Consider the following 24,830-nt stretch of genomic DNA (forward strand, 5'->3'; position numbering starts at 1 on the left):
CGGCCCGGCCCCTCCCAGGTCTCCCGTCACCCCTTTCCCCGAACTCCCCCCGAACACACTGGGACTGCGACCCATGACACAGCAGCAGACCGCGGGCGGCGATGTCCGCCTCGCCGGGATCAGCAAGACCTACGGTTCCTTCACCGCCGTGCAGCCGCTCGACCTGACCGTGCCCCGGGGCTCCTTCTTCGCCCTGCTCGGCGCGTCCGGCTGCGGCAAGACCACCACCCTGCGGATGATCGCGGGCCTGGAGGAGGCCACCACCGGCACGGTCTTCCTCGGGGAGAAGGACATCACCGACCTGCCCCCGTACAAGCGGCCCGTCAACACCGTCTTCCAGAGCTACGCGCTCTTCCCGCACCTGGACATCACCGAGAACGTCGCCTTCGGGCTGCGCCGTCGCGGCATCAAGTCGGTGAAGAAGCAGGTCGACGACATGCTGGAGCTGGTCCAGCTCGGCGATTTCGCCCGCCGCAAACCGCACCAGCTCTCCGGCGGCCAGCAGCAGCGCGTCGCCGTCGCCCGCGCGCTCATCAACCACCCGCAGGTCCTGCTGCTCGACGAACCGCTCGGCGCCCTCGACCTCAAGCTCCGGCGTCAGATGCAGCTGGAGCTCAAGCGGATCCAGACCGAGGTCGGCATCACCTTCGTGCACGTCACCCACGACCAGGAGGAGGCCATGACCATGGCCGACACCGTCGCGGTGATGAACGGGGGCCGGGTCGAGCAACTCGGCGCGCCCGCCGACCTCTACGAGAACCCACGCACCACCTTCGTCGCCAACTTCCTCGGCACGTCCAACCTCATCGAGGGCGAGGTCGTCTCCACCGGCGGCGATCTGGTGGTGGCCGCGGGAGGCGGCAAGCTCACCCTGCCCCGCGAGCGATGTTCCGCCCCCGCGACGAGCGGCGGCCGGCTCCTCGTCGGGATCCGGCCCGAGAAGATATCCCTGGCCCACGTGGACGACGCGGACTCCATAGCCGCCGGCCGCAACCGCGTCACCGGCCGCGTCGTCGGCTCCAGCTTCATCGGCGTCTCCACCCAGTACGTGGTCGAGAGCCCGGCGGGCAAGGCGCTCCAGGTGTACGAGCAGAACGTCGACAGGCGCACGGGACTCCTGCCCGGCGCCGAGGTGATCCTGCACTGGAACCCGGCCCACACCTTCGGACTCGACGCCGACCAGGACATCGACGCCGGCGTGGAGAGCGTGGAGGACGCGGCGTGAGCCTCACCGAGGCGCCACCCGCGCCCCCTTCGCAGCCCGAGGAGCCCAGGGAGCTCAAGCTCCGCAAGCCCTCCACCCGCAAACGCCTCGTCCCCTACTGGCTGCTGCTCCCCGGCATCCTCTGGCTGGTCGTCTTCTTCGCCCTGCCGCTCGTCTACCAGGCCTCCACCTCCGTACAGACCGGCTCGCTGGAGCAGGGCTTCGAGGTCACCTGGCACTTCCAGACGTACGTGGACGCGCTGCGCGAGTACTACCCGCAGTTCATCCGGTCCCTCCTGTACGCGGGCACCGCCACGATCCTGTGCCTGCTGCTGGGCTACCCGCTCGCCTACCTCATCGCCTTCAAGGCGGGCCGCTGGCGCAACCTGGTGCTCGTCCTGGTCATCGCCCCGTTCTTCACCAGCTTCCTCATCCGCACGCTGGCCTGGAAGACGATCCTCGCCGACGGCGGCGCGGTCGTGGACGTGCTGAACACCCTGCACGTCCTGGACGTCACCAGCTGGCTCGGCTGGACCGAGTCCAACCGGGTCCTCGCCACCCCGATGGCCGTCGTCTGCGGCCTGACGTACAACTTCCTGCCGTTCATGATCCTGCCCCTCTACACCTCGCTGGAGCGGATCGACGGCCGGCTCCACGAGGCGGCGGGCGACCTCTACGCCACCCCCGCCACCACCTTCCGCAAGGTGACGTTCCCGCTCTCCATGCCCGGCGTCGTCTCCGGCACCCTGCTGACGTTCATCCCGGCCAGCGGCGACTACGTCAACGCCGAGCTGCTGGGCTCCACGGACACCAAGATGGTCGGCAGCGTCATCCAGAGCCAGTTCCTGCGGGTCCTGGACTATCCGACGGCCGCCGCGCTCTCGTTCATCCTCATGGCGATCGTCCTGCTCGCGGTCACCTTCTACATCCGCCGCTCCGGTACGGAGGACCTGGTCTGATGCCCGTACTGCGCTGGATACGCCGGAACCTGGTCGTCATCGCTGGTCTGCTGACCCTCGCGTACATGATCGTTCCGAACATCGTCGTGATGGTGTTCTCGTTCAACAACCCCAACGGGCGCTTCAACTACGCCTGGCAGCGGTTCTCGCTGGACGCCTGGAAGGACCCCTGCGGCGTCGCCGACCTGTGCGGCTCGCTCTCCCTCTCGCTCCAGATCGCCTTCTGGGCGACGCTGGGGGCCACCGCGCTCGGCACGGCGGTCGCGTTCGCGCTCGTCCGCTACCGCTTCCGGGCGCGCGGCGCGATCAGCTCGCTGATCTTCCTGCCGATGGCGATGCCCGAGGTCGTCATGGCCGCGTCCCTGCTCACCCTGTTTCTGAACATGGGCGCCCAGCTCGGCTTCTGGACCGTGCTCATCGCCCACATCATGTTCTGCCTCAGCTTCGTCGTCACGGCCGTCAAGGCGCGCGTCATGTCGATGGACCCGAGACTGGAGGAAGCCGCCCGCGACCTGTACGCGGGCCCCGTGCAGACCTTCGTGCGGGTGACCCTGCCCATCGCGGCCCCGGGGATCGCGGCGGGAGCGCTGCTCGCCTTCGCGCTCTCGTTCGACGATTTCATCATCACGAATTTCAACGCGGGCTCCACCGTGACGTTCCCGATGTTCGTCTGGGGATCGGCACAGCGCGGCACGCCCGTGCAGATCAACGTCATCGGCACCGCCATGTTCATCATGGCGATATCGGTGGTTCTCGTCGGTCAGGTCATAGCCGCCCGACGGAAGAACAACGCTCGACCCTGAAAGTCCCGAAGGAGTTGGAAACCATGGCCCCAGCTGCCATGCGTACTGCCGCACGATCACTCTCCGGCGCCAAGCCGGTCTCCTACTGGCTGGACGACCCGGCGAAGCCCGGTCCGCTGCCCGCCCTCACCGGCGACGAGCACACCGACCTGCTGGTCGTCGGTGGCGGCTACAGCGGTCTGTGGACCGCGCTCATCGCCAAGGAGCGCGACCCGGACCGGGACGTCGTCCTCATCGAGGGGCACGAGGTGGGCTGGGCCGCCTCGGGCCGCAACGGCGGCTTCTGCGCCGCCTCCCTCACCCACGGCCTGGCCAACGGCGTGGAGCGCTGGCCGGACGAGATCGCGAAGCTGGAGGAGCTGGGGGAGCGCAACCTCGACGCCATCGAGGCTGCGGTGGCCCGCTACGGCATCGACTGCGAGTTCGAGCGCACCGGCGAGATCGACGTCGCCACCGAACCCCACCAGCTTCAGGAGCTGCGGGAATGGCACGAGGAGATCGTGGGGCTCGGCATCACGGGCGTGGATTTCCTGGACGGTGAGGCCGTCCGCGCGGAGGTCGACTCGCCCACCTTCCTCGGCGGGCTCTGGGACCGGCGCGGCGTCGCGATGCTGCACCCGGCGAAGCTCGCCTGGGGTCTGAAGCGGGCCTGCCTGGAGCTGGGCGTACGGATCCACGAGCACACCCGTGGCCTGGACCTGGTCCGCTCAGGATCAGGAATGGCGGTCCGCACCCCGTACGGACGGGTCTTCGCGCGCCGCGTCGCCCTCGGCACCAACATCTTCCCGTCGCTCGTCAAACGGATCCGCCCGTACACCGTGCCCGTCTACGACTACGCGCTGATGACCGAACCGCTCACCCCGGAGCAGCTCGACTCCATTGGCTGGAAGGGACGCCAGGGGCTGGGCGACAGCGCCAATCAGTTCCACTACTTCCGGCTTTCCGCGGACAACCGGATCCTGTGGGGCGGATACGACGCGATCTACCCGTACGGAGGCCGGCTCAGCGCCGATCTCGACCAGCGGCCGGAGACGTTCCTGAAACTCGCGGAGCAGTTCTTCACCTGTTTCCCGCAGCTTTCCGGACTGAATTTCTCGCACGCCTGGGGCGGTGCGATCGACACCTGTTCCCGCTTTACGGCGTTCTTCGGAACGGCCCATCAGGGTCGGGTCGCGTACGCCGCCGGATACACCGGTCTCGGAGTCGGATCGACCCGCTTCGGGGCCGAGGTGATGCTCGATCTGCTCTCCGGCGAGGAGACGGCACGGACCCGCCTGGAAATGGTCCGCTCCAAGCCGATGCCGTTCCCGCCGGAGCCCTTCGCCTGGGCCGGGATCGAGATCACCAAGCGGTCCCTGGCCCGTGCCGACAGCAACGGCGGGCACCGCAACCTGTGGCTGAGGACCATGGACAAACTGGGCCTCGGCTTCGACAGCTGAGCCGCTTCCGGCCCAGGTCAGGTGCTGTGACCCAGCTCACTACCGATCAGTAGCACCAACCCGCGTCATAGTCGGCACCGAACCCTCTCTCGCATGTGTACGCACCGGCGGAACCCCGCCGGTGCTCACGTCGACGGGAGACTGGTCATGACTGGTTCGGAAACGAAAGCCGCGGTCGAGTGGCTCACATCGGTGGCACCGGACCCGGCCGCCTGCCGGTGGGAGTGGGAGCGCAGTCCGCGGGGGATCGCGCTCCTTCCGGCAGGCAGGCGCTGGGACGTACTGATCCTCCCGGGCGAACTGGGCTACCCGACGCTCGACGTCCTCACCCGCCTCGTCGACCGTCCGGGCCCCGTTCTCGCCGACTTCGGGGAGTCGCGCATGGGCTTCTTCGTCCCGCCGGGCACCGTCTCCCGCTGGATCGGCACCGGGATCAGGGGCTGCGGCCAGGGCACCTGGATCGTCGTCCCGTACCCGGGGCGGGTCACCGGGGGAGTGCGCTGGCTGGTCCCGCCGGACGGTTCGGGGACCCTCACGGACGCCGGACTCCTCGAACGCGCGATGCACGAGGCGGCGGGCGCGGCCGCCCGGGACGCCCGCGGGGAGCGTCCGGAGGGCCGAGCCGGCCGCCAGAGGTCTTGACAACCTGATTGGTCTGGACCATGTTGTGCGCACGCCAACCCGAATTTCCCCCTGCGCGGAGGCTGTTGTGGAACGCACCGGACCAACTGTCAGATTCTCCGGACTTCTGGCCGTCTCCTCGGCCATCCTGCTCGCCGCCGGCGCTCTGGTCGCCACGGCCCCGGCGGCAGGCGCCGCCGATGTGGACCTGGCACGCAACGGCGGCTTCGAGGCGGGCCTGGACGGCTGGAACTGCGCGGCCTCCAGCGGCGCGGCCGTCTCCACGCCCACCCGCAGCGGCACCTCCGCGCTCAAGGCGACCCCGGCCGGCAACGACCACGCCAAGTGCTCGCAGAGCATCACGGTCAAGCCCAACTCCTCGTACACGCTGAGCGCCTGGGTGCAGGGCAGTTACGTCTACCTCGGCGCGTCCGGCACCGGCACCACCGACGTCTCCACCTGGACCCAGTCCCCCGGTGCGTGGAAGCAGCTCACCACCACCTTCAGGACCGGGCCCTCCACCACCTCCGTGAGCGTCTACACCCACGGCTGGTACGGCACCCCGGCCTACCACGCCGACGACCTCACCCTCGTCGGCCCCGGCGGCGACCCCGTCGTGATCCCGGCCGTCCCCGCCGGCCTGAGCACCACGGCGATCACCTCCTCCTCCGTCGCGCTCTCCTGGAACGCCGTCTCCGGCGCGAGCGGCTACCACGTCTACCGCGGCGGTACGAAGGTCGCCACGGCCACCGGCCCCTCCGCCACCGTGACGGGCCTGACCCCCTCCACCGCGTACAGCTTCCAGGTCACCGCCGCCAACGCGGCCGGCGAGTCCGCGAAGTCGGCCGCCGTCATCGCGACCACCACGGCGGGCGGCGGAGGCGGCGACACCAAGCTCCCGCCCCACGCCCTCGTCGGCTACCTGCACTCCAGCTTCGCCAACGGCTCCGGCTACACCCGGATGGCGGACGTGCCCGACTCCTGGGACGTCATCAACCTCGCCTTCGGCGAGCCCACCTCCGTCACCTCCGGCGACATCCGCTTCGCGCTCTGCCCGGTCGCCGAGTGCCCGAACGTCGAGTCCGAGGCGGAGTTCAAGGCCGCGATCAAGGCCAAGCAGGCCGCGGGCAAGAAGGTGCTGATCTCGATCGGCGGCCAGAACGGACAGGTGCAGCTCGCCTCCACCGCGGCCCGGGACGCCTTCGTCACCTCCGTCTCGAAGATCATCGACACCTACGGCCTGGACGGCCTGGACATCGACTTCGAGGGCCACTCCCTCTCCCTCAACACCGGCGACACCGACTTCCGCAGCCCCACCTCACCGGTGATCGTCAACCTGATCTCCGCGGTGAAGTCGCTCAAGGCGAAGTACGGCCCGGACTTCGTCCTCACCATGGCGCCCGAGACCTTCTTCGTGCAGCTCGGCTACCAGTTCTACGGCTCCGGGCCCTGGGGCGGCCAGGACCCGCGCGCCGGCGCCTACCTGCCGGTCATCCACGCACTGCGCGACGACCTGACCCTGCTGCACGTCCAGGACTACAACTCGGGTCCGATCATGGGCCTGGACAACCAGTACCACTCGATGGGCGGCGCGGACTTCCACATCGCGATGACCGACATGCTGCTCGCGGGCTTCCCGGTGGCGGGCAACACCAGCCGGGTCTTCCCCGGCCTGCGCCCCGACCAGGTCGCCATCGGCCTCCCGGCCTCCACCCAGGCGGGCAACGGCCACACCTCGCCGGCCGAGGTCAACAAGGCGCTCAACTGCCTGACCAAGAAGACCGACTGCGGTTCCTACCGGACCCACGGGACCTGGTCCGACCTGCGCGGCCTGATGACCTGGTCCATCAACTGGGACCGCTTCAACAACTGGGAGTTCTCGAAGAACTTCGACGCCTACTTCGGCAACTGACCCACCACAGGGGCGCGAGCACGCAAGGCCCCAGGCACCAACTGGCCAGCACGTCCAGCGGCCAGTGGTAGCCGTGCAGCACCAGACCGATGCCCGTCGCCGTGGTCAACAGGATCGCGGCGACGGGCATCATCCACGCCCGCGGCCAGGAAGCCTCCCGGAGCCACGACGGACGGGGGAGGGCCAGCAGCACCAGGGCCGACGCCCCGTACGCCACGGCGGCCGTCGCCGTATGACCGGACGGGTAGTAGTTGACCGCCTCGGTCAGCGGCCCCTGCCGGGCGGTCGCCACCTTCAGCGGGATCACCAGCGCGGGCACCGCCGCCATGGTGAGGGCCGCGTACACGGCGAGCCGCCGGGCGCCGCGCCACAGCGCGTACCCGACCGCGCAGATCAGGACCGGAAGCGCCACCGGCATCCCGCCGAGGTCGGAGAGCACCTGCGTCAGCGGAGCCGGGCCGTGACCGAACAGCTCCCCGCCCACGCGCTCGTCGAGCCGCAGCAGCGGACCCTCGACGGCGACCTGCCAGGTGATCAGCGCGAAGACCACGGCGAGCAGGCCCAGGACGCCGGAAACGAGAGGGGCCGGCCACCCGGGAACAGGGGGGGTTGTTCCGGGATGGCCGGCGAGATCGGTTCGCCGCGCGCCCCGGGGGGTGTGGGGCGGGCGGCCGTCCGATCGGTGAGGAGTCCCGGAGCCGGAGGCTCCGGTGTGCGCGAACACACGCCCGGGACGGCGCTGGGGAAGCCCCGGCCCGGCATCGGCCGAGGTTTCCCGCGACCGAGGTGTTCCTCTCATCTGCAGAAACCGTACGGCAGTGGAGCGGCGGCCGACAGTCGGCACCACCACCCGCCATCGCCCCCGCACACGTTCTTCACAGGCCCTCACCCGGATGGCGGACGGAAGCGGTGAAAGGCCGCCCCCGCCCGTCCCGGGTTCGAAGGACTCAGAGCGTGCCGAATGCCTGCTCGATCACGTCGAGGCCCTCGTCCAGCAGGTCCTCGCCGATCACCAGCGGCGGCAGGAAGCGCAGGACGTTGCCGTACGTACCGCAGGTCAGCACCAGGACGCCCTCGGCGTGACAGGCCTTCGCGAGCGCGCCGGCCGCCGCCGGGTCCGGGTCCTTCGTGCCGGACTTCACGAGCTCGATCGCGATCATCGCGCCGCGGCCCCGGATGTCGCCGATGATGTCGCCGTTCGGCAGCTTGGCCCGCATCTCGGCGAGGCGGCCCTTCATGACCTCCTCGATCCGCTTGGCCTTCCCGTTCAGGTCCAGCTCGCGCATCGTCTCGATGGCGCCGAGCGCACCGGCGCAGGCCACCGGGTTACCGCCGTACGTACCGCCCAGGCCACCCGCGTGCGCGGCGTCCATGATCTCGGCGCGGCCCGTCACGGCGGACAGCGGCAGACCGCCGGCGATGCCCTTGGCGGTGGTGATCAGGTCCGGGACGATGCCCTCGTCCTCGCAGGCGAACCACTGGCCGGTACGGCAGAAGCCGGACTGGATCTCGTCCGCGACGAACACGATGCCGTTGTCCTTCGCGAACCGCGCGATCGCCGGGAGGAAGCCCTTGGCCGGCTCGATGAAGCCACCCTCGCCGAGCACCGGCTCGATGATGATCGCGGCGACGTTCTCCGCGCCGATCTGCTTGGTGATCTCGTCGATGGCCTGCGCGGACGCCTCGGCGCCGGCGTTCTCGGCACCGGTCGGCCAGCGGTAGCCGTAGGCGACCGGGACGCGGTAGACCTCGGGCGCGAACGGGCCGAAGCCCTGCTTGTACGGCATGTTCTTCGCCGTCATGCCCATGGTGAGGTTGGTGCGGCCGTGGTAGCCGTGGTCGAAGACGACGACGGCGGTGCGCTTGGTGTGGGCGCGGGCGATCTTCACGGCGTTCTCGACGGCCTCGGCGCCCGAGTTGAACAGCGCGGACTTCTTCGCGTGGTCGCCCGGCGTCAGCTCGGCGAGCTGCTCGCAGACCTCGACGTACCCCTCGTACGGCGTGACCATGAAGCAGGTGTGGGTGAACTCCGCGAGCTGCGCGGAGGCCCGCCGCACCACGGCCTCGGCGGAGGCGCCCACGGAGGTCACGGCGATCCCGGACCCGAAGTCGATCAGACGGTTGCCGTCCACGTCCTCGATGATCCCGCCGCCCGCACGGGCGGTGAACACCGGCAGGGTGGAGCCCACACCTGCGGCGACGGCGGCGAGGCGGCGGGCCTGCAGCTCCACCGACTTCGGGCCGGGGATGGCAGTGACGACGCGGCGCTCCTGCGGAATTGCGGTCATGAGGGGCTCCTGGGGGTGTTTCGGACGCTCTTCTCCTCGCAGGCTAGGGGCGGGGGAGGAGTGCGGGCATGCTCCGATCGGGAGTGGTGGAGGTGTGTCCTTGTCCTCGGCGGACAGATGGCGGGCGGGTGGTGGGACGAGGCGGTCCGGGAACCGGGAATGACCATGAGGTGCTGATTCCGGGTACTAGATTGAGCGACTGCACCGAGATACCGCCTTGGCACGTCAGGGGAGCAGTGGCAATGGGCACCGAGGGCACGTACGACTCGCAGCGTGAGCAGGGCGGGCAGGGTGCGGGCGATCCCGGCGCGCGGTGGCTCGGCGGCTCCTACGGGAGCGAGCCCGGCGCCACCAGGGTGCCCCGGCCCACGCCGCCCCCGCCTCCCCTGCCCCCGCTTCCGCCCCGGTCGCCCGCCGCGGCCCTCGATGTGCGGCAGTGGCTCCGGGCGCATCGCGCGGACGCCGAGCCCGGCCTCTGGCGGTATGGGTACCGGCCCAGGCAGGCAGGAGACTCGGCCGAGGTGCCCACCCGCGCTCTGGTCGTGGGTGCGCTCATCTCGATCGCCTGTGGGATCTTCGCGTGGGCGGTCTGGCGCACCGACTACATCGCGGTGCAGCGGCTCCCTCTGAAACTGTTCACCCCCTCCGAATGGTGGCGCGGTGAACCCGGGCAGTCGGCGCGGACTGCCAGCGCGGTGTACAACAGTCTCTTCGCTGCCTTGCTGATCTACTTCTGCGGGCGGCTCGGCAATTGGCCGGCGCTGTACCGGAGGCTGGTCGTGGACCGGCCCCAACCTGCCAGGGCGCTTGCTGCCGCGCTCGCGGGTTTCCTGGTGGTGTGGATCGTCCTGGGCACGAGCCTGCTTCCGTTCTTCTACGCCGTCCTTCACGCGCTGGTGCCGGTGTCCGTGTTCCGAGGCGATCCGGAGACGGCTGCCGTCATGGGGGTGGCCGTCTACGTTCTGATCGGGGCGGCTCTGCTGTGGCCGTTCGCCCGGACCGGCGGATGGCTGGAGTTCTTCCGGAAACCCGGCCCCGTCGTCGCCCCTCCGGAAGCCGAGCCCGAGACGGGGGCGGACCCCGCGGTGTGGCCGCAGCTGAGGGCTGCGGGACAGCCCGGGGCCGCCGACCGGCTTGCCGCCGAGGTCGCCGCCCGGCGCATGAACGATGTCGACTGCGCCAGGATCGGCCATGCGTGGTCGCGGGTGGAGGCCGGAGCTCTTCCGCCCGGCGTCTTCGTCGACGGAGTGGTGAAGCGCGGGGCGGCGGCCTCTCTGCATCCCTCGGGCGACCGCGATCTCCCGGTCCGCGTCGCCACCCACGATCTGCTGACCGCGCAGGTGAGGATGGGCGCCTACGCGGAACATCCGCGCAATCCCTCCGCCCGGAGGGGTGCGGGAGCGGCTCTCGACCCTTCGGTCCTCGGTACTTCGCTTCTGGCAGTCGGTCCCCACGGCTTCGATCGGACGCGACGCCTGGTGAGGCCGGTGGTGGAGTCGCTCTCCCTCCAGGCACTGGCCGGGCGGGCAGCCGTGGTCGTCGTCTCCGCCGAAGGCGTCGAGCTGGGTCCTGAGGCTTCCTACGACGTCGTGGTGAAGATCGGTGACGCGGACTCGGTGTACGACCTCGACCTCTACGGCGGGATCACCGACCCGGACGAGGCCGCGATGCTCCTGTCGGAGGCCTTCACCGGCGATATGCCGGATGTGGACAGTCGGCGGGCCGCTGTCACCCTGGGCCAGCTGATCGGTCCGTTCAACGCAGCCCGCGGCCGCTTCCCTTCGCTGCCGGAACTGCGGGAACTGCTCGACGGCGGTCGTCAGGTGTTGGACCTGCTCCGCGATGACCTCCGGCCGGAGGAACACCGTTCCTATCTGCGGGAGGTCGACGCACGCGAGCGCCAGCTGGGTACGTCCGCAGACCTCAGCGGAGTGCTCGCGGACCGGATCGCCTTTCTCGACAGGCCCGCGTTCAGTACCTTCTTCGACACCCGGGGCCGGTCCAGGCCCTTCTCCCTGCGCGCCCTGGAACATCCGGTGCGCGTCCGGATCGTGCTGCCGGAGCGAAGTCACCCCGAGGCCTCGCGCATCCTCACCCGTCTGGTCTTCGCCCAGTTCGTCTCCAGCGTCGGTGCGCGTCGGGACGCCTCGCTCTTCGCCGCGCTCGTACTGGACGATGCCGCGAGCGCGATGACCACCGACTCCGTCCGGGCGGTGCAGCGTCTGCGGCAGCTGAACGCCGGGGCGGTCCTGGCCGTACGATCCCTCGACGACGTGGGGCCGCATCTGCACGCGGCGCTGCTCGGCGCGGTTGGCTGCCTGATGACGTTCCCCGGCATCACCACCTGGGAAGGCGCCCGCTTCGCCGAAGCCTGGGGCAAGGAATGGGTCGAGACCCGCGAAGTCGCCCAGCACACCGTCTTCGCCGACCAGCCGTTCACCCGCGCCCTGCACGCCCTGCGCAAACTCGTCACCGGCAAGGCCGTGACCACGGACGCGGTGACCGTACGGCAGGTCGAGCGGGAGCGCTGGTCGGCCTCGGAGCTGGCGTACGCGGTGCCGGCCGGGCACGCCGTCCTCTCGCTCACCACCGTTCAGGGCGAACACGCGCCCCCCCTCCTCGTCCACCTCGACGGCTGAGGTGCCTGCCGGGGCTCCGAGGCACCTACCGGGAAGTAGGCCGAAGGGCGGCTGAGAGCGGTGACCGGCACTCTGCCGCCCTGGCAGAATCGGAGACAGCCGTTCATACGCGACGGCGAAATTAGGTGGCACCGATCCGGCCGGCGATCCGGCCGTCCGCACGGTGGCGCCGCGACCTCGTCCCCGACCTTGAGGGTTCCCGGCCCATGCCCCCCACGCTCGCCTCGCTCCTCCAGCACTCGGCGCTCAAGCTCACCGTGCGCGCGGGCGCGGACCGGCTCGGCACCCCCGTGCGCTGGGCCCACGCCAGCGAGCTGGCCGACCCCGTCCCGTACATGGACGGCGGCGAACTCCTCCTCGTGACCGCCACCAATCTCGACGCCGACGACCCCGAGTCCATGCGGCGTTACGTGCGGCGGCTGGCCGGGGCCGGGGTCGCCGGGGTGGGGTTCGCGGTCGGGGTGAACTACGACGACATCCCGGCCGCCCTCGTGGAGGCCGCCGAGGAGGCGGGGCTGCCGCTCCTCGAAGTTCCCCGCCGCACCCCGTTCCTCGCCATCAGCAAGGCCGTCTCCGCGGCCATCGCCGCCGACCAGTACCGTGCGGTCACCGCCGGCTTCGAGGCCCAGCGCGAGCTGACGAAGGCCGCACTCGCCGGGGACGGGCCCGCCGACCTCCTCGCCCGGCTCGCCGCCCACATCGACGGCTGGGCCGCGCTGTACGACACCTCCGGAGCGGTCCTGGCCGCCGCCCCCGACTGGGCCGCCCGCCGCGCCGCCCGTCTCACCCCCGACGTCGAACGCCTCCGGGACCGCCCCGCCCCCGCCAGCATCGTCGTCGGCGACAGCGAGGACCGGGTCGAGCTCCAGTCGCTGGGCTCCGGCCGTCGGGCCCGCGGCGCGCTGGCCGTCGGTACGGGAGCGGCGCTCGGGACCGCCGAGCGCTACGCCGTGCACTCCGCCGTCGCCCTGCTCACCCTGACCACCGCCCGCTCCCGCTCCCTCCAGGGCGCCGAGCAGCGCCTGGGCGCCGCCGTCCTGCGCATGCTCCTCGCCGGACAGCCCGACCACGCGCGGGCGGTCGCCGGCGACCTCTACGGCGGGCTGCTCGACGCCCCGTTCCGGCTGCTCATCGCCGAGACCGCCGCCCCCGCCGGTTCCGAGCTGCTCACCGAGACGATGGAGGCCGCCGCCGCCCGCTCCGGCGAGGCGCTGCTCCTGGTCCCCGAGGGCGAGCGCGTCGTCGTCCTCGCCGCGGACGGCGGCTCCGCCGTCGCCGCCTGCGCCGCCTACGCCGAGGCCCAGGACGACCGCGCCCCGCGCGAGGGCGGCGCCGAGGACAGCGCCGTCGTGGTCGGCCTCTCCGCCCCCTCGGGCCCGATCGCCGTCTCCGCCGCGTACAAGCAGGCCGAACAGGCCCTCTCCGTCGCCCGCAGGCGCGGCAGGGCGCTGGTCGAGCACGAGGAGCTGGCCGCCGGCTCGGTACTCCCGCTGCTCGCCGACGACGCGGTACGGGCCTTCGCCGACGGCATGCTCCGCGCGCTGTACGAGCACGACGCCAAGGGCCGCGGCGACCTCGTGGCCTCCCTGCGCGCCTGGCTCTCCCGCCACGGCCAGTGGGACGCCGCCGCCGCCGACCTGGGCGTGCACCGGCACACCCTGCGCTACCGGATGCGCCGCGTGGAGGAGATCCTGGGGCGCTCGCTGGACGACCCGGACGTCCGCATGGAGCTGTGGCTCGCCCTCAAGACGACCGAGGCGGCGACGCCAGCCGAGGAGTAGCCCCGGCCCACCCGCACCCCCGGGGCCCGCGCCCACCCGCATCCCCCGGGCTCGCGCCCACCCGCACCCCCGGGCCACCCGTAACCCCCGGGCCGGGGCCCACTCTCAACCCCCGGCCCACCCGCACCCCCGGGGCCCGCGCACACCCGCATTCTCGCGCCCACTCTCAAGCCCCGGCCCACCCACGCCCCCGGGCCCGGGCCCACCCGTAAGCCCCTGGCCAAATCGGAGCAGCGGACGCCCAGCCCACTCCACCCCGGACAAACACGATCGAGGCCTCCCCGCCCTACCGTGGGACGCACGGACGGGAGCCTCCCGGGCGCCCATGACCTTCGTCATGACTTCGGTCACGACTTCGGTCACCACCTCCTCACGCACCACCTCCTCACGCACCACCTCCTCACGCACGACCTCCTCACGACCTCCGAAGGGCCGGAACCTCCATGACTTCGCCCCACGCCTTCTGGGTGGCCGGCCGCCAGGCCACCGGTGCCGACAGCTTCGACGTCACCAACCCGTACGACGGACGCCTCGTCGGCACCGTCAGCGTGCCGACCGACGCCCAGGTCGAGGAGGCCGTCGCCGCCGCCCACGCGGTGCGCGACGAGTTCGCCGCCACCCCGGCGCACGTCCGGGCCGCGGCCCTCGACCACGTCGTACGGCGGCTGACGGAGCGCACCGAGGAGATCGCCCAGCTGATCTCGGCGGAGAACGGCAAGCCGATCAAGTGGGCCCGCGGCGAGGTCGGCCGGGCCGTGTCCGTGTTCCGGTTCGCCGCCGAGGAGGCCCGCCGCTTCAACGGCGGCGAGGCCCAGCGGCTCGACACCGACCTCGGCGGCACCGGCCGCCTCGGGCTGACCCGGCGCTTCCCGCGCGGCGCCGTCCTCGGCATCGCGCCCTTCAACTTCCCGCTGAACCTCAGCGCCCACAAGGTCGCCCCGGCCATCGCCGTCGGCGCCCCGATCATCCTCAAGCCGGCCCCCGCCACCCCGATCTCCTCCCTCGTCCTGGGCGAGCTGCTCGCCGAGACCGACCTCCCGGCCGGCTCCTGGTCCGTCCTGACGGTCCCCAACGACAAGATGCCCGCACTCGTCCAGGACGAGCGGCTCCCGGTCATCTCCTTCACCGGCTCCGGCCCGGTCGGCTACGCGATCATGGAGTCGGCGCCCCGCAAGCACTGCACCCTGGAACTCGGCGGCAACGGCGCGGCCGTCGTCCTCGGCGACTACGCCTCCGAGGCGGACCTCGACTGGGCCGCCACCCGGATCGCCACCTTCTCCAACTACCAGGGCGGCCAGTCCTGCATCTCCGTGCAGCGCGTCATCGCCGACGCCGCCGTCTACGACCGGCTCGTCCCCAAGATCGTCGCCGCCGTCGAGGCCCTGGTCACCGGTGACCCGGCCGACGCCGCCACCGACGTCGGCCCCCTCGTCAGCGAGGACGCGGCCAAGCGCGTCGAGTCCTGGGTCGACGAGGCCGTCCAGGGCGGCGCCCAGCTGCTCACCGGCGGCAAGCGCGACGGGGCCACCTACGCCCCGACCGTCGTCGCCGGCCTTCCCGACGGTGTGAAGCTCTCCTGCGAAGAGGTCTTCGGCCCGGTCATGTCCCTCCAGAAGGTGGACGGCGAGGCCGAGGCGTTCGCCGCCGTCAACTCCTCCGCCTACGGCCTCCAGGCGGGCGTCTTCACCCACGACCTCCAGACCGCCTTCCGCGCCCACCGTGCCCTGGAGGTCGGCGGCGTGATCATCGGCGACGTCCCCTCGTACCGCGCCGACCAGATGCCGTACGGCGGCGCCAAGCAGTCCGGCGTCGGCCGCGAGGGTGTCCGCTACGCCATGGACGACTACACCTACGAGCGCGTCCTGGTCCTCACCGGCCTCGCGCTGTAACACCCCGGACGACCCCCGCCCGCGCCCCCGCCTGGACAGCGGGTGCGGGCGGGGGCGCGAAACGGACGGTCCGAGCCCACTGTGCGGGGGTTCGGGCCGTCCGCGTATCCGCGCGCGGGCACTCGTGCGGGTGCCGAACCACGGGTACTCGGGTTACATACGGACCAGTAAGCAGCGACTAGCAGTCCGTGCGTCCAGGTCCAGGGGTCCATCCGTCCGATGGCGCGCGGCGAGGTGAGGTCCCTCATGTCCGCACCACACAACACCCCTCAGGCCCCCGGGGCGCCCAAGGTCACCGAACGCGAGGCGCGTCGGGTCGCCGAGGCCGCCCGGGAGCAGGACTGGCGCAAGCCCAGCTTCGCCAAGGAGCTGTTCCTGGGGCGCTTCCGCCTGGATCTGATCCATCCGCACCCCCTGCCGCCGCCCGACGACATCCGGCGCGGCGAGGAGTTCCTGGCGCGGCTGCGCACGTTCTGCGAGACGCACGTCGACAGCGCGCGGATCGAGCGCGAGGCGAAGATCCCCGATGAGGTGATCGCCGGGCTCAAGGAGCTGGGCGCGCTCGGGATGAAGATCGAGACCAAGTACGGCGGGCTCGGCCTCACCCAGGTGTACTACAACAAGGCGCTCGCCCTGGCCGGCTCGGTCAGCCCCGCGATTGGCGCGCTGCTCTCCGCGCACCAGTCGATCGGCGTACCGCAGCCCCTGAAGATCTTCGGCACCCAGGAGCAGAAGGACGTCTACCTGCCCCGGCTGGCCACCACCGACATCTCCGCCTTCCTACTGACCGAGCCGGACGTCGGCTCCGACCCGGCCCGCCTCGCCACCTCCGCGGTGCCCGACGGGCCGGACTACGTCCTCGACGGTGTGAAGCTCTGGACCACCAACGGCGTCGTCGCCGACCTCCTGGTCGTCATGGCCCGGGTCCCCGTCTCCGAGGGCCATCCCGGCGGCATCACCGCGTTCGTCGTCGAGGCCGACGCCCCCGGCGTCACCGTCGAGCACCGCAACGCCTTCATGGGCCTGCGCGGCATCGAGAACGGCGTCACCCGCTTCCACCGGGTCCGGGTGCCCGGCGCCTGCCGGATCGGGCCGGAGGGCGCCGGGCTGAAGATCGCCCTGACCACGCTCAACACCGGCCGTCTCTCGCTGCCCGCGATGTGCGTGGGCGTCGGCAAGTGGTCGCTGAAGATCGCCCGCGAATGGTCCGCCGTACGCGAGCAGTGGGGTCGGCCCGTCGCCAGGCACGAGGCGGTCGGCTCCAAGATCTCGTTCATCGCGGCAACCACCTTCGCACTGGAGGCCATCGTCGACCTCTCCTCGCAGATGGCCGACGAGGACCGCAACGACATCCGCATCGAGGCCGCCCTCGCCAAGCTGTACGGCTCCGAGATGGGCTGGCTGATCGCCGACGAACTGGTCCAGATCCGCGGCGGCCGGGGCTTCGAGACCGCCGAGTCGCTGGCCGCCCGCGGCGAACGCGCCGTGCCCGCCGAGCAGATGCTCCGGGACATGCGGATCAACCGGATCTTCGAGGGCTCCACCGAGATCATGCACCTGCTGATCGCCCGCGAGGCCGTCGACGCCCACCTCAAGGTCGCGGGCGACATCATCGACCCCGAAAAGCCGCTCTCCGCCAAGGCCAAGGCGGGCGCGAACGCCGCCGGGTTCTATGCCCGCTGGCTGCCCAAGCTCGTCGCCGGGCCGGGACAACTGCCGCGTAGGTACGCCGAGTTCCACCCGACCGGGCACCGCGACCTCTCCGGTCACCTCCGGTACGTCGAACGGTCCTCGCGCAAGCTGGCCCGGTCCACCTTCTACGCCATGTCCCGCTGGCAGGGGCGGATGGAGACCAAGCAGGGCTTCCTCGGCCGGATCGTCGACATCGGGGCGGAACTCTTCGCGATGAGCGCCGCCTGCGTCCGCGCCGAGCACCTGCGCGGGACGGGAGAGCACGGCCGCGAGGCCTACCAGCTCGCGGACGCCTTCTGCCGGCAGGCCCGCATCCGGGTCGAGGAACTGTTCACCCGCCTGTGGTCCAACACCGACGACCTCGACCGGCGCGTCGTCGACGGCGTCCTGGCGGGGACGTACACCTGGCTGGAGGAGGGTGTCGTCGACCCCAGCGGCGAGGGCCCCTGGATCGCGGACGCCACCCCGGGTCCCTCCGTCCAGGAGAACCAGCACCGCCCGGTGCGCTGAGCCCCGGGGCCGACCGGGGTGCGTCCCCCGTCCACGCACGGGACGCACGCACCCCGTACGCCCCGTCCACGCACCGGACGCACCTCGTACGCCCCGTCCGCGGCCGGGCAGGATGAGGGGCGTGACCGTCATCGAGATCCCCGGCTCCAAGTCCGTCACCGCCCGCGCCCTCTTCCTGGCCGCCGCGGCGGACGGCACCACCACCCTGCTGCGACCGCTGCGCTCGGACGACACCGAGGGCTTCGCCGAGGGCCTGACGAGCCTCGGCTACAGGGTCGACCGGGAGGCCGACCGCTGGCACGTCGAGGGCCGCCCCGCCGGGCCCGCCGCCCCCGACGCCGACGTCTTCTGCCGCGACGGCGCGACCACCGCCCGCTTCCTGCCCACCCTCGTCGCGGCCGCCGCCTCCGGCACGTACCGCTTCGACGCCTCCGCCCAGATGCGCCGCCGCCCGCTCGCCCCGCTCACCCGCGCCCTCACCGCCCTCGGCGTCGACCTGCGCCACGAGGCGGCCGAGGGGCACCACCCGCTGACCGTCCGGGCCGCCGGGATCGAGGGCGGCGAGATCGCCCTGGACGCGGGGGAGTCGTCCCAGTACCTCACCGCACTGCTGATGCTCGGACCGCTCACCGCGAAGGGGCTGCGGATCGAGGTCACCGAGCTGGTCTCCGCGCCGTACGTCGAGATCACCCTCGCGATGATGCGCGACTTCGGCGTGGAGGTACTGCGGGAGGGGAACACCTTCACCGTCCCTCCCGGCGGCTACCGGGCCACCGCCTACGCCGTCGAGCCCGACGCCTCCACCGCGAGCTACTTCTTCGCCGCCGCCGCCCTCACCGGCCGCGAGGTCACCGTCCCCGGCCTCGGCACCGGCGCGCTCCAGGGCGACCTGCGTTTCGTCGACGTCCTGCGGGACATGGGCGCCGAGGTGGAGGTGGGACCGGCCGCGACCACCGTGCGCTCCGAGGGCCGGCTCCGCGGGATCACCGTCAACATGCGCGACATCTCCGACACCATGCCGACCCTCGCCGCCATCGCCCCCCACGCGGACGGGCCCGTGCGGATCGAGGACGTCGCCAACACCCGGGTCAAGGAGTGCGACCGGCTGGAGGCGTGCGCCGAGAACCTGCGCGCCATGGGCATCACCGTCCACACCGGGCCCGACTGGATCGAGATCCACCCCGGGACACCGAAGCCGACCGGGATCGCCACCCACGGCGACCACCGCATCGTGATGTCCTTCGCGGTCGCCGGACTGCGCACCCCAGGACTGACGTACGACGACCCCGGCTGCGTACGCAAGACGTTCCCGCGCTTCCACGAGGTGTTCCAGGACTTCGCGGACGGCCTGGTGGCGCGCTGACGGGAGGGGGCGGCGCGGCCCACACGGGACGCGCTGTCCCCGCACACAGCCGGAGCGGCAACAATGGGGGCATGAGCGACAGCCCCGCCCCCCTCGCCGATCCGCATCTCGTCTTCGACGCCGCGGACGGCCGCCGGGATCTCGTGATCCTCGGCTCCACCGGGTCCATCGGCACCCAGGCCATCGACCTGGTCCTGCGCAACCCCGACCGCTTCCGGGTCACGGCGCTCTCGGCCGCCGGCGGCCGGGTCGCCCTGCTGGCCGAGCAGGCCCGCCGGCTGCGGGTCGGCAAGGTCGCCGTCGCCGTCGAGGACACGGTCCCCGCCCTGCGCACGGCGCTGCGGGAGACCTACGGGCCCGGCGAGCCGCTCCCCGAGATCCTGGCCGGACCCGACGCGGCCGCCACCCTCGCCGCGAGCGCCTGCCACACCGTGCTCAACGGCATCACCGGCTCGATCGGGCTCGCCCCCACCCTGGCCGCGCTGAAGGCGGGCCGCACGCTCGCCCTCGCCAACAAGGAGTCGCTGATCGTCGGCGGCCCGCTGGTGAAGGCGCTCGCCGCCCCCGGCCAGATCATCCCGGTCGACTCCGAGCACGCCGCGCTCTTCCAGGCGCTGGCCGCCGGCACCCGCGCCGACGTCCGCAAGCTCGTCGTCACCGCCTCCGGCGGCCCCTTCCGGGGCCGTACGCGCGAGGAGCTGGCCGACGTCACCCGGGAGCAGGCGCTCGCCCACCCGACCTGGGCGATGGGACCGGTCATCACGGTCAACTCCGCGACCCTGGTCAACAAGGGCCTGGAGGTCATCGAGGCGCACCTCCTCTACGACATTCCGTTCGACCGGATCGAGGTCGTGGTCCACCCGCAGTCCTACGTGCACTCCATGGTCGAGTTCAGCGACGGCTCCACACTCGCCCAGGCCACCCCGCCGGACATGGGCGGCCCCATCGCCATCGGCCTCGGCTGGCCCCAGCGCGTCCCGGACGCCGCCCCGGCCTTCGACTGGACGAAGGCGTCCAGCTGGGAGTTCTTCCCGCTGGACACCGAGGCCTTCCCGTCGGTCGGCCTCGCCCGGCACGTGGGCGGGCTCGGCGGCACGGCGCCGGCCGTCTTCAACGCCGCGAACGAGGAATGCGTGGACGCTTTCCTCGCCGGACAGCTGCCCTTCAACGGAATCATGGATACGGTCACCGCTGTGGTGTCCGAACACGGCACCCCCGCCCCGGGAACCTCGCTCAGCGTCGCGGACGTCCTCGAAGCGGAAACGTGGGCCCGCGCACGGGCCCGGGAACTCTCGGCGAAAGCGACAGCGGAGGCGCGCGCATGAGTCTGACCTCGGTCCTGCTGACGGTCCTGGGGATCGCCGTCTTCGTCGTGGGCCTGCTCTTCTCCATCGCCTGGCACGAGCTGGGCCACCTCTCCACGGCCAAGATGTTCGGCATCCGGGTCCCGCAGTACATGGTCGGCTTCGGCCCGACGATCTGGTCGAAGAAGAAGGGCGACACGGAGTACGGCATCAAGGCCATCCCGGCCGGCGGCTACATCCGGATGATCGGGATGTTCCCGCCGGGACCCGACGGCCGGCTGGAAGCCCGCTCCACCTCGCCCTGGCGCGGCATGATCGAGGACGCCCGCTCCGCCGCCTACGAGGAGCTGGAGCCGGGCGACGAGAAGCGGCTCTTCTACACGCGCAAGCCGTGGAAGCGCGTCATCGTGATGTTCGCCGGCCCCTTCATGAACCTGATCCTCGCGGTCGCCATCTTCATGGGCGTCGCGATGACCTTCGGCTTCCAGACCCAGACCACCGAGGTCGCCGGCGTCCAGCAGTGCGTGATCTCGCAGAGCGACGAGCGCGAGACCTGCAAGGACGGCGACCCGGTCTCGCCCGCCAAGGCCGCCGGTCTGAAGGAGGGCGACAGGATCGTCGCCTTCGACGGGAAGAAGGTCGACGACTGGGCGACGCTCTCGGACCGCATCCGCGAGACCATCGGCCCCGCCACCCTCGTCGTCGAGCGCGACGGCAGGGAAGTGACCCTCGACGCCGTCCTGCGCGAGAACGCCGTCGCGAAGAAGGACGGCAACGGCCAGGTCGTCCCGGACCAGTTCATCAAGGCGGGCTATCTGGGCTTCGCCGCCCGGACCGAGATCGTGCCGCTCTCCTTCGCCGACTCCACCGTCCGCATGGGCGACATGATCGAGAACGGCGTCGACTCGATCATCGCGCTGCCGTCCAAGATCCCGGCCCTCTGGGACGCCGCCTTCAGCGACGGCCAACGGGCCGACGACTCGCCGGTCGGCGTGGTGGGCGCGGCCCGGATCGGCGGCGAGGTGATGAACCTCGACATCCCGGCGCAGAACCAGGTCGCGATGATGCTGTTCCTGCTCGCGGGCTTCAACCTCTCGCTGTTCCTGTTCAACATGCTGCCGCTGCTCCCGCTGGACGGCGGGCACATCGCGGGCGCGCTCTGGGAGTCCCTGCGGCGCAATCTCGCCAAGGTCTTCCGGCGCCCCGACCCCGGCCCGTTCGACGTGGCCCGGCTGATGCCGGTCGCCTACGTCGTCGCCGGACTCTTCATCTGCTTCACACTGCTGGTCCTGGTCGCCGACATCGTGAACCCCGTCAAGATCTCCTGACGGCCGCGCGGCACCCCGGGTGTCGGCCGGGCACACACCCCGTGTCCGGCCGCTCACCAATGGGTGGACTTGTCGACACCGTGCGTCCGTCCCGCCTCCGGTGCCGTAACCTCGAAGGCTGGAGCCCGCCGATCTCGGGACCTTGATCCACACCTTGGGGATGCACAGCGCATGACTGCGATTTCTCTCGGAATGCCGGCCGTTCCGACCAAGCTCGCCGACCGAAGGGTCAGCCGACAGATCCAGGTCGGCACGGTCGCGGTCGGCGGCGACGCGCCCGTCTCCGTGCAGTCGATGACGACGACACGCACGTCGGACATCGGGGCCACGCTCCAGCAGATCGCCGAGCTGACGGCGTCCGGCTGCCAGATCGTCCGCGTCGCGTGCCCGACGCAGGACGACGCCGACGCGCTCGCCACGATCGCCCGGAAGTCGCAGATCCCGGTGATCGCCGACATCCACTTCCAGCCGAAGTACGTCTTCGCCGCGATCGACGCCGGCTGCGCCGCGGTCCGGGTGAACCCGGGCAACATCAAGCAGTTCGACGACAAGGTCAAGGAGATCGCGAAGGCGGCCGCCGAGACCCGCACCCCGATCCGGATCGGCGTCAACGCCGGCTCCCTGGACGCGCGGCTCCTGAAGAAGTACGGCAAGGCCACCCCCGAGGCCCTCGTCGAGTCGGCCCTGTGGGAGGCGTCCCTCTTCGAGGAGCACGGCTTCGGCGACATCAAGATCTCGGTCAAGCACAACGACCCGGTCGTGATGGTCAACGCCTACCGCCAGCTCGCCGCCCAGAGCGACTACCCGCTGCACCTCGGCGTCACCGAGGCCGGACCGGCGTTCCAGGGCACCATCAAGTCGGCCGTCGCGTTCGGCGCGCTGCTCTCCGAGGGCATCGGCGACACCATCCGCGTCTCCCTCTCGGCCCCGCCGGCCGAGGAGGTCAAGGTCGGCCTCCAGATCCTGGAGGCGCTCAACCTCAAGCAGCGCCGCCTGGAGATCGTCTCCTGCCCGTCCTGCGGCCGCGCCCAGGTCGACGTCTACAAGCTCGCCGACCAGGTCAGCGCCGGCCTGGAGGGCATGGAGGTCCCGCTGCGCGTCGCCGTCATGGGCTGTGTCGTCAACGGCCCCGGCGAGGCCCGCGAGGCCGACCTCGGCGTCGCCTCCGGCAACGGCAAGGGCCAGATCTTCGTGAAGGGAGAGGTCATCAAGACCGTCCCCGAGTCGAAGATCGTCGAGACCCTCATCGAAGAGGCCATGAAGATCGCCGAGCAGATGGAGAAGGACGGCATCCCGTCCGGCGAGCCCGAGGTCTCCATCAGCTGAACCGCCCCCTCCCAGCTCATCGCCGCCCCGTCGGGCCCCGCACCCGGTGGGGCGGCGGCGTGTCCGGGGCCGGCTCCGCCCGCGCCACCGCCCAGTCCGGAGACCGGCTCCCGCCCTGCCCGGAGACCGTCTTCCGGACTCGAGCGGCGTTCGACAGGCTCGTCGGTTAAAGTGCGGAAATCAGCAGACCGCATGGTGAGGCCCCCTCGTGTTGACGCAGACCACCACCCGGGTCCTCGAACCCAGCGACCTCCGAGCAGCGCTCGCCGTCCTGGAGAGCGAGCCCGTGGTCAACGCCTTCGTGACGTCCCGCGTGCACGTCGCGGGGCTCGACCCCTGGCGCCTCGGCGGCGAGATGTGGGGCTGGTACGCCGACGGCATGCTCCGCTCCCTGTGCTACTCCGGCGCCAACCTCGTCCCCATCTGCGCCGGGCCCGAGGCCGTCCGCGCCTTCGCCGACCGGGCCCGCAGGGCCGGCCGCCGCTGCTCCTCCATCGTCGGCCCCGCCGAACCCACCACCCAGCTCTGGCGGCTCCTCGAACCCAGCTGGGGCCCCGCCCGCGAGGTCCGCGCCAACCAGCCCCTCATGGTCACCGAGAGCCTCTCCGCCGACGTCACCCCCGACCCGCTCGTCCGCCGCATCCGCAAGGACGAGACCGAGGCCCTGATGCCGGCCTGCGTGGCGATGTTCACCGAGGAGGTCGGCATCTCCCCCCTCGCCGGCGACGGCGGACTCCTCTACCAGGCCCGCGTCGCCGAACTCATCGGCGCCGGCCGCTCCTTCGCCCGCATCGACGACGGCAAGGTCGTCTTCAAGGCGGAGATCGGCGCGGCCACCCCGCAGGCCTGCCAGATCCAGGGCGTCTGGGTCGCCCCCGAACACCGGGGCAAGGGCCTTTCCGAAACGGGCATGGCCGCCGTCCTGCGCTACGCACTCGCCGACGTCGCCCCCGTCGTCAGCCTGTACGTCAACGACTACAACACCCCCGCCCGCAAGGCCTACCGCCGTGTCGGCTTCCGCGAGACCGGCGCGTTCATGAGCGTCCTGTTCTGAGCGGTCCCGCGCGCCCGCCCCGGGAACGCGCGGTTCTGACCGCCCGCCCCGGCCAGTAGGGTTCCCGCATGGCAGCAGCAGTCCCCGGAGAAGGCCCCGCAGCACCCGGCGCCGAGATCGGCCCCGTCGACCTGGCCGCCCGCGTCGACGAAGCCCTGCGCGTCCAGGCGGTCGCCTTCGGACTGAGCCAGGACGAGATCGACGTACGCCGGCACATCGTCCTCAGACACCTGGAACACCCCCACGCCCGCGCACTCGGCGCCACCACCCCCGACGGACGGCTCGTCGGCTTCGTCTACGGGCTGCCCAACGACCGCGCCCAGTGGTGGTCCACCGTCGTCGAGCCCTACCTGCGGGCCACCGGCTCCGACGGCTGGCTCGACGACTCCTTCGTCATCACCGAACTCCACGTCCACCCGGACCACCAGCGGCGCGGTATCGGCCGCACTCTGATCACCGCCATCACCGACGCCGTGGGCCACCCCCGGTCGATCCTCTCGGCGATCGACAAGGACAGCCCGGCCCGCACCCTGTACCGCTCGCTGGGCTACCGCGATCTGGCCCGACAGGTCGTCTTCCCGAGCGCCCCGCAGCCCTACGCGGTCATGGGCGCGCCCCTGCCGCTGCTGCGCGCGAGGCCCGGGGCCTGAATGGATTTCCGCCAGCCCGCACCGCCCGGCTAACCTCGGGCTCACCACCCTTGCGAGCAGGAGTTCAT

Annotated in this window: 18 protein-coding genes; 16 read left to right on the forward strand and 2 right to left on the reverse strand. The window is 71.5% G+C overall.

The window, feature by feature from the left end:
* Positions 1-73 precede the first annotated feature (73 nt).
* From ACH4KB_RS03800 to ACH4KB_RS03825, 6 genes are all read left to right on the forward strand, one after another.
* Entirely contained in the window at positions 74-1,225 is a 1,152-nt protein-coding gene (locus ACH4KB_RS03800; protein ID WP_398063209.1) for an ABC transporter ATP-binding protein, read from the forward strand.
* On the forward strand, positions 1,222-2,163 hold the full coding sequence (locus ACH4KB_RS03805; RefSeq protein ID WP_215109975.1) for an ABC transporter permease: 942 nt from the start codon (positions 1,222-1,224) through the stop codon (positions 2,161-2,163). The genes ACH4KB_RS03800 and ACH4KB_RS03805 overlap by 4 nt, the downstream gene beginning before the upstream one ends.
* Positions 2,163-2,966 (forward strand): ABC transporter permease, encoded by an 804-nt coding sequence (locus ACH4KB_RS03810; RefSeq protein ID WP_398063211.1) that lies wholly within the window; start codon positions 2,163-2,165, stop codon positions 2,964-2,966. The genes ACH4KB_RS03805 and ACH4KB_RS03810 overlap by 1 nt, the downstream gene beginning before the upstream one ends.
* Before the next feature lie 23 nt (positions 2,967-2,989).
* On the forward strand, positions 2,990-4,405 hold the full coding sequence (locus tag ACH4KB_RS03815) for an NAD(P)/FAD-dependent oxidoreductase (RefSeq protein ID WP_398063213.1): 1,416 nt from the start codon (positions 2,990-2,992) through the stop codon (positions 4,403-4,405).
* A gap of 147 nt (positions 4,406-4,552) precedes the next feature.
* A complete protein-coding gene (locus ACH4KB_RS03820; protein WP_398063215.1) occupies positions 4,553-5,047 on the forward strand; it encodes a hypothetical protein in 495 nt (164 codons plus the stop codon).
* A gap of 67 nt (positions 5,048-5,114) precedes the next feature.
* Positions 5,115-6,938: a chitinase gene (locus ACH4KB_RS03825; RefSeq protein ID WP_398063217.1), complete on the forward strand. Its 1,824-nt coding sequence runs from the start codon at positions 5,115-5,117 to the stop codon at positions 6,936-6,938.
* Here the strand turns inward: ACH4KB_RS03825 and ACH4KB_RS03830 are convergent.
* Both ACH4KB_RS03830 and gabT read right to left on the reverse strand, forming a co-directional pair.
* Positions 6,889-7,737 carry a phosphatase PAP2 family protein gene (locus ACH4KB_RS03830; protein ID WP_398063219.1) on the reverse strand — a complete coding sequence of 283 codons (849 nt, stop codon included), beginning with the start codon at positions 7,735-7,737 and terminating at the stop codon, positions 6,889-6,891. The genes ACH4KB_RS03825 and ACH4KB_RS03830 overlap by 50 nt on opposite strands.
* A 148-nt stretch (positions 7,738-7,885) precedes the next feature.
* Entirely contained in the window at positions 7,886-9,226 is a 1,341-nt protein-coding gene (gene gabT / locus ACH4KB_RS03835; protein WP_398063221.1) for a 4-aminobutyrate--2-oxoglutarate transaminase, read from the reverse strand.
* 242 nt (positions 9,227-9,468) lie between these two features.
* Here gabT and ACH4KB_RS03840 point away from each other — a divergent pair, with 242 nt between their 5' ends.
* The 10 genes from ACH4KB_RS03840 (at position 9,469) to ACH4KB_RS03885 (ending at position 24,762) form a co-directional block, all read left to right on the forward strand.
* Positions 9,469-11,865 (forward strand): ATP/GTP-binding protein, encoded by a 2,397-nt coding sequence (locus tag ACH4KB_RS03840; RefSeq protein WP_398063223.1) that lies wholly within the window; start codon positions 9,469-9,471, stop codon positions 11,863-11,865.
* 206 nt (positions 11,866-12,071) lie between these two features.
* A complete protein-coding gene (locus tag ACH4KB_RS03845) occupies positions 12,072-13,646 on the forward strand; it encodes a PucR family transcriptional regulator (RefSeq protein WP_398063225.1) in 1,575 nt (524 codons plus the stop codon).
* 443 nt (positions 13,647-14,089) lie between these two features.
* Positions 14,090-15,535, forward strand: a complete 1,446-nt coding sequence (locus ACH4KB_RS03850; RefSeq protein WP_398063227.1) for an aldehyde dehydrogenase family protein — start codon at positions 14,090-14,092, stop codon at positions 15,533-15,535.
* Between the two features lie 246 nt (positions 15,536-15,781).
* Positions 15,782-17,737: an acyl-CoA dehydrogenase family protein gene (locus ACH4KB_RS03855; protein ID WP_398063229.1), complete on the forward strand. Its 1,956-nt coding sequence runs from the start codon at positions 15,782-15,784 to the stop codon at positions 17,735-17,737.
* Between the two features lie 121 nt (positions 17,738-17,858).
* On the forward strand, positions 17,859-19,100 hold the full coding sequence (gene aroA / locus ACH4KB_RS03860) for a 3-phosphoshikimate 1-carboxyvinyltransferase (RefSeq protein ID WP_398063231.1): 1,242 nt from the start codon (positions 17,859-17,861) through the stop codon (positions 19,098-19,100).
* Between the two features lie 71 nt (positions 19,101-19,171).
* Complete coding sequence (dxr, locus tag ACH4KB_RS03865; RefSeq protein ID WP_398063233.1) at positions 19,172-20,425, forward strand: 1-deoxy-D-xylulose-5-phosphate reductoisomerase; 1,254 nt, start codon at positions 19,172-19,174, stop codon at positions 20,423-20,425.
* Entirely contained in the window at positions 20,422-21,732 is a 1,311-nt protein-coding gene (locus tag ACH4KB_RS03870; RefSeq protein ID WP_398063235.1) for a M50 family metallopeptidase, read from the forward strand. Before dxr ends, ACH4KB_RS03870 begins: the two co-directional genes overlap by 4 nt.
* Before the next feature lie 171 nt (positions 21,733-21,903).
* The gene (ispG, locus tag ACH4KB_RS03875) at positions 21,904-23,058 is read left to right on the forward strand and encodes a flavodoxin-dependent (E)-4-hydroxy-3-methylbut-2-enyl-diphosphate synthase (protein WP_397923872.1); all 1,155 of its coding nucleotides are present in this window, start codon (positions 21,904-21,906) and stop codon (positions 23,056-23,058) included.
* 208 nt (positions 23,059-23,266) lie between these two features.
* Positions 23,267-24,112: a GNAT family N-acetyltransferase gene (locus ACH4KB_RS03880; protein WP_398063237.1), complete on the forward strand. Its 846-nt coding sequence runs from the start codon at positions 23,267-23,269 to the stop codon at positions 24,110-24,112.
* Between the two features lie 68 nt (positions 24,113-24,180).
* The gene (locus tag ACH4KB_RS03885) at positions 24,181-24,762 is read left to right on the forward strand and encodes a GNAT family N-acetyltransferase (RefSeq protein ID WP_398063239.1); all 582 of its coding nucleotides are present in this window, start codon (positions 24,181-24,183) and stop codon (positions 24,760-24,762) included.
* The last annotated feature ends 68 nt before the right edge of the window (positions 24,763-24,830 follow it).

This window comes from Streptomyces sp. NPDC017520 (assembly GCF_044329855.1).
Taxonomy (GTDB): Bacteria; Actinomycetota; Actinomycetes; order Streptomycetales; family Streptomycetaceae; genus Streptomyces.